The organism is Microcystis sp. M_QC_C_20170808_M9Col, assembly GCF_007095495.1.
GTDB lineage: Bacteria > Cyanobacteriota > Cyanobacteriia > Cyanobacteriales > Microcystaceae > Microcystis > Microcystis aeruginosa.
In genome coordinates this window covers 1-3371 of the sequence record NZ_SFBZ01000064.1, presented here as the reverse complement: position 1 = coordinate 3371, position 3371 = coordinate 1, and the positions used below count along the sequence as shown (strand labels likewise).

5 protein-coding genes and 1 pseudogene are annotated in these 3371 nt (G+C 40.9%); 3 read left to right on the top strand and 3 right to left on the bottom strand.

Annotation, left to right across the window (positions count from 1 at the left end):
• The first annotated feature begins 163 nt into the window (after positions 1-163).
• Positions 164-424, top strand: a complete 261-nt coding sequence (locus EWV68_RS04310) for a DUF4926 domain-containing protein (RefSeq protein ID WP_002765844.1) — start codon at positions 164-166, stop codon at positions 422-424.
• 63 nt (positions 425-487) lie between these two features.
• Here EWV68_RS04310 and EWV68_RS04305 read toward each other — a convergent pair whose 3' ends face one another.
• Both EWV68_RS04305 and EWV68_RS04300 read right to left on the bottom strand, forming a co-directional pair.
• Entirely contained in the window at positions 488-739 is a 252-nt protein-coding gene (locus EWV68_RS04305; protein ID WP_061430166.1) for a BrnA antitoxin family protein, read from the bottom strand.
• Entirely contained in the window at positions 684-995 is a 312-nt protein-coding gene (locus EWV68_RS04300) for a BrnT family toxin (protein ID WP_061430167.1), read from the bottom strand. The genes EWV68_RS04305 and EWV68_RS04300 overlap by 56 nt, the downstream gene beginning before the upstream one ends.
• Positions 996-1511: 516 nt before the next feature.
• Here EWV68_RS04300 and EWV68_RS04295 point away from each other — a divergent pair.
• Entirely contained in the window at positions 1512-1820 is a 309-nt protein-coding gene (locus EWV68_RS04295; RefSeq protein WP_148204744.1) for a hypothetical protein, read from the top strand.
• A 514-nt stretch (positions 1821-2334) separates the two neighbouring features.
• Here the strand turns inward: EWV68_RS04295 and EWV68_RS04290 are convergent.
• A pseudogene (locus tag EWV68_RS04290) lies at positions 2335-3006 on the bottom strand (hypothetical protein); the annotation flags it as partial.
• A gap of 144 nt (positions 3007-3150) precedes the next feature.
• On the opposite strand from EWV68_RS04290, the gene EWV68_RS04285 reads away from it, so the two are divergent.
• A partial coding sequence (locus EWV68_RS04285; protein WP_502705777.1) for an IS1634 family transposase N-terminal domain-related protein occupies positions 3151-3371 on the top strand: 221 nt, incomplete at its 3' end.

Sequence of the window (3371 nt, the reverse complement as noted above, 5' to 3'; positions counted from 1 at the left end):
TGGACTTTTTCCCTGAAAATTAGGTAATTTACCCGATGAAAATGGGTAAAACCCCACACCCCACACCCCACACCCTACACCCTGCCCCTAGGAAAAACTTTTTCAGCAGACCCTAATTAATCCCAACCCTCGCCTAATTTCTGCCTTTATCAAGTGAAGTACCATGAAAGACATCAAACTCTTAGATCCGGTTGCCATCCTCAACTCCGTCCCTCGGGAGCGATTGACTTTAGTTGAGCCAGATTATGAGGCTGTCCCCAGCTTGCCAAGCGGACAGGTGGGAACGGTGGTTGAGGTGTATGAAAAAGGTTCGCGCTATCAATATTTAGTGGAATTTTCTGACAGTCAGGGGCGGGAATATGCGATGGCTATTCTGCCAGGCGATGAGCTTCTGGTCTTGCATTATGAACTGGAGGCGGCGTAAATTCTGCTTAAGGGAAAACACTTATGGCTCAAGTAAAAGTTTTCTATGAACTGGAAATCGCACTTAACAATTATGTTCTAGCATATATTTTTTTAGTACGGCATTAATTAAAGTCTGATATTTTTTGGGAAATTGCTGTTTATACCAAGCAACAACTGAGGGTTCAAGCTGCAGAGTTACAGGAACTTTTAGAGGAGAATTAACAGTAGCTTCTTGCCAAAATTCGGCATCAGTAGCAGGTACATCTGAATAATCTATATCAGAATCTTTCATCTGACCAAGGATATTTAATTGTTCCTCTCTCGACATACTCATAATAAATTCCCCTTTCCTCTGCATTAGCGCGTCTTGTAGATATAAGCCGTATTTTCTGTTCTCGTAGAGTGTACACTGCAACTAGGACAAATTCTCCTAAAAGTCCCAAAGCGATTAATCTTTCTTCGCCGTAGTCTCTGCGATTATCAGGTTTTGATATCCAGACTCCTGAAAAGATTTCCTTGGCAAAATTAAAGTCGATCCCGTGTTTTTCAATATTGATGTTGTTCTTTTGGTCATCCCACTCGAACTCCATCTTTTGACTCTAACTCCATAAACTAAGAAATTATACTGCGATCGCAAGCGATGTATAATACACCCTCCCAACTACCAAGATAACCTCTAAGTCTAGAAATCATGCCTACCGGGGAGATGCAAGACTTAACAACAGTTAATAAATAATTACCTAACAATGTTAGCGAAATTTTGAACCCTATTATCGAATCTGACACACCGCGCCACAATCCCTCACGGAAGGCGATAGGTCGCCTGAGAAGCAGTAAAACAGCGGAAAATACCTGAAACTCTTTCCCCTGTGAATCGCTAGTTAGGGAGAAGAATATAAAGATTTATTAAATTGTAGCTTTTGCTACAGTTGTGGGGGGGAGTGTGTATTATTCTGCTATCTCCCTTTGGTGTTGGGTTGGGGTGTTGCTTTACCTAGCTACGAAGAAGCGCTCGCACTACCCGCAATTTCAACAATGGCATGGGCAAGGATGCGCGAGTCTATCTCGATTCGATAGAAACACTACTAAAAAGATTAATATTCATTATGGGTTGGAGAAATTCACTTTTACTAACATTGTTGATTTTGGTTGTTGGCATTGGTCTTGGAGCGATTACAGGAGGTCCTATAATGCGTGGAATTGTCTTCTGGACAGCACTTTGGGCAGCAAGTGATTCCCATAGAATAGAAATTCATAAGTATAAAATTACAGGATCATTCGTACCATCATTTGGTAATTCATGGTCAGTTTTTTTGTTTGTATTGCTCCTTTGGGTGTATTGTTTTCCTGCCTATTTGATTATTAGAGGAAAGATTCTTAAAGGTATAATTCCTTTAAGAAACGAAGACGAATAAGGCTACTAATGAATCCAGACTAACTCCCCTCTCCTGCTCCCAGAGGGGTTGGGGGAGAGGTCAAATCATCAAACCATTATCTATCTACGAGTTGCTCATCGCCAAGAAATTTATAAAATTTTCCCTTAGTGCGATCACATGATCTTGTATGGTATTTTCTTCAAACGCAAACTAAAACCTTCCCAATCTACCGAAAAAGAAACCACAAAAGCCGGCTAAATTGTTTCTAAAAATACCATAAATGCCCCTTCATTCAGTCAGACCAAGTTTAGAGTAAAACTCGTAGGTTGGGTTGACCCAAGGAAACCCAACAACTTCCAGGAATATTTTCACAATCTTGGTTGGGTTTCGCCTTTTGAGCCGATTGGTAATACCTGCTCAATAATGATAGCTCAATCCAACCCACGGCTAGAGCGTCTGAGGGAATGCTAGATTTGACCATGACAGTAACTCAGCAGACAAACTACCATCAGGATTTTGGCATGAAAATTCATGGCTTGAGCGGACTAAAACTTTAATCTTTTCTCAATCTTTCTAACAGTTCAGAGCGGGATAAATTCACTAAAGAAAGAAGTAACCCGGTGCGTTCTGAGATGGGAAGTTGGGCAATCTGTTCAACTAGACCAGACAATTCCGAATCTAGGGTTCCAAACCGCCCTTCCAGAAGACTAGCTATCAGCGAGAGTTGTCCCTCTAAAGTGCCTTCCTGTTTTCCTTCTATTTTCCAATCTTCTCGCTGTTTTAGATAGGCTGGTGATAGGTTCATGATGTCCTCCTGTTCCTCGCTACTTAAATTATCTCTCAATTCCAAATTCTTACGCCAGTTGGCTAGAATTTCTAACAAATTTTCTTTAAAAGAGTTATCTTCTGGCAATTGAACTAACTCTTCTACGGCTCTTTTTTGTGTTTCTCCTTTTCCTAAAACCCTCAACCATAAAGTGTCTTCACTCACTGGTAACTGGTGGATGGCAACGATTGCCACTTTGAGGAAGTCAGCTAAAAAGTAAACCCCTTTTAACCAATTCCTCTCATCGCTGTCAGCCCTGAATCCTTGAATCATTCTAGCTGAAAAGGTGGGGGTGAGAATCCATAAAACTGGCAATTCTGCGACCGTCAGAGTTTTGTTTGCCCGTTTCGCCTTTCTTAACAGGTCATTATGAACAGTATATAACTTTGATATACCTGAACTTCCCCCATACATATATACCATAACAGCCGAAAACCCTTATCCATCAATGGATACACCCCCTTAACTTTTCTTAATGTACCCATGTAATTTATAACATTTCTTAATGGACAAGAATTCTCTCCATGTGCTAAAATGATAGCCATGTATATAGAAAAAGTTCCTAACCGTAATTCCCCCCCCGCCGTTCTTCTTCGAGAGTCCTACCGAGAAGGAGATCAAGTCAAAAAAAGAACCCTGGCCAATCTCTCAAAATTACCCGATGATATTATCGACAATCTGAAACTGGCTCTTAAAGGGGCAACACTGTCCATGAATGAAGGCATTCCCAATCATTTTGAAGTGATTAGAAGTCTTCCTCATGG